This is a genomic window from Methylobacterium sp. EM32 (genome assembly GCF_040593685.1).
Taxonomy (GTDB): Bacteria; Pseudomonadota; Alphaproteobacteria; order Rhizobiales; family Beijerinckiaceae; genus Methylobacterium.
Genome location: NZ_JBEXZS010000160.1, coordinates 1 through 1,764 on the forward strand (window position 1 = coordinate 1; position 1,764 = coordinate 1,764).

Genomic DNA, 1,764 nt, shown 5'->3' on the forward strand with positions numbered 1-1,764 from the left:
AGGAGTTCTCGGACCGCATCATAAAGGAAATAGCCGAGCTTCTCGTTGAGCGGGGTTCCCCCTGACGCCGTCAGAGAGTCTGCCGGGCCACGGGCCCTGATATCCGCGGCGCCGCGCTGCAACGATGAACCCACCACACCGGGCATGCTCAAGGCGTAAATGGACGTCCGGGTCTCGTTCGGGCGCTATTTCGAACCGTGGAACGAGGGCCGGTATGCCCGCTGGGCCGGCTGAGAGCAGGAAACTCAGTGCGTCCGCGGAGGGATGCGTCCCACGATCCCGGTTCGCGGCGCCCGTAAAAGGCCCGCATCGCGGCGCATGGGCTGACCTTGGACGCACGAGTGGGCATTGCCTCAAGGTCTCACTAGCGACCAATATGGCACCGCGCTCGCTGACGTGAACCAAACAGTAAGCTGCGGCCGCAACTAGGATACCATGACCCAGTACCTCGTCAGGCGCGCCAACGTCCTCGTCCTCGGCGTGCTGATCGCCATCCTCGCCCTGGTCGGTGCGGCGACCTGGGAGCGGCTGAACGCCTCGCGCGACGCTCGCACCTGGTCGCGGCACAGCTATCAGGTGCTCGACACCACCAAGGACCTCGCCATCGCCTTGCGCGACGCCGAGCGCGGCCAGCGCGGCTACGTCCTCACCGGCAGGGCCGAGTACCTCGGCCCCTACGACGTCGCGCGCGATCGCCTCGGCCTCCTCCAGGGCGAGCTCCAGAAGCTGACCGCCGACAACCCCGCGCAGCAGGAGCGCATCTGGGCGCTGGCCCCGGCCATCCAGCACAAGCTGGAGGAACTCGCCCAGACGCTTCAGGCGCGCCGCGACGGCGGTCTGGAGGCGGCGCTGCGCATCATCAACGGCGACGCCGGCCGCAATCACATGCGCGAGGCCGAAACCATTCTTGCAGCCATGCTCGCAGACGAGCAGCGGCTCCTCGACGAGCGCCTTGTGCAGAACGACGCCCGTGCGACATGGGTGCGCTGGATGGTTATCGCCGGTTCGGTGCTGGCGGTCTTCACCCTGCTCTGGGCGGCCCGCCTCCTGAACCAGGCGTGGTCGCGTTCCTACAGGACCGAGACCGAACAGCGGGCTGTGGCCCTGCGCCTGCGCACCACCCTCGACAGCCTCAGCCAGGGCGTCGCGGTGTTCGGACCCGACCGCAAGCTCGCGAACTGGAACGAGTGCTTCCAAGTGCTACTCGACCTGCCGAAGGCGATGGTCCGACGGGGCACGACCTACGGCGCCTTCGTCGAGCACACCGGCGAACCCGGGCGTCCCGCTCTGGAGACCGAGGACCAGGTCCGACACGGCAGCCGGAATCCCCGCGAGGCCGTCACCTACGAGCGGGAGAACGCGGAGGGGCACCACCTGGAGATCCGCCGGACGCCGATGCCCGACGGCGGCTTCGTGCTGACCATCTCGGACATGACCAAGCGCGCCCAGGCCGAGGGCGTGCTGCGCGAGGCTCAGAAGATGCAGGCCATCGGCCAGCTCACCGGCGGCATCGCGCACGATTTCAACAACTTGCTTCAGGTCATCCTCGGAAACCTGGAATTCATCCGGGCAAAGCTCGACGGCGACGCCCGGCTCCAGACGCGGATCGAGCGGGCATCCTGGGCTGCCCAGCGCGGGGCGACGCTCACCAGCCAGCTCCTTGCCTTCGCCCGCAAGCAGCCGCTCGCGCCGTCGGCCATCGACCTCGCCGCGACGATGCCGGACCTGATCCCCCTGCTGCGGCGGACCCTCGGCGAGACCATC

1 protein-coding gene is annotated in these 1,764 nt (G+C 68.3%); it reads left to right on the forward strand.

The annotated features are described in order from the left end of the window. Positions 1-435: 435 nt before the first annotated feature. Positions 436-1,764 (forward strand): CHASE3 domain-containing protein (locus ABZT49_RS21045; protein WP_355288682.1); only part of this gene is annotated, 1,329 nt, incomplete at its 3' end.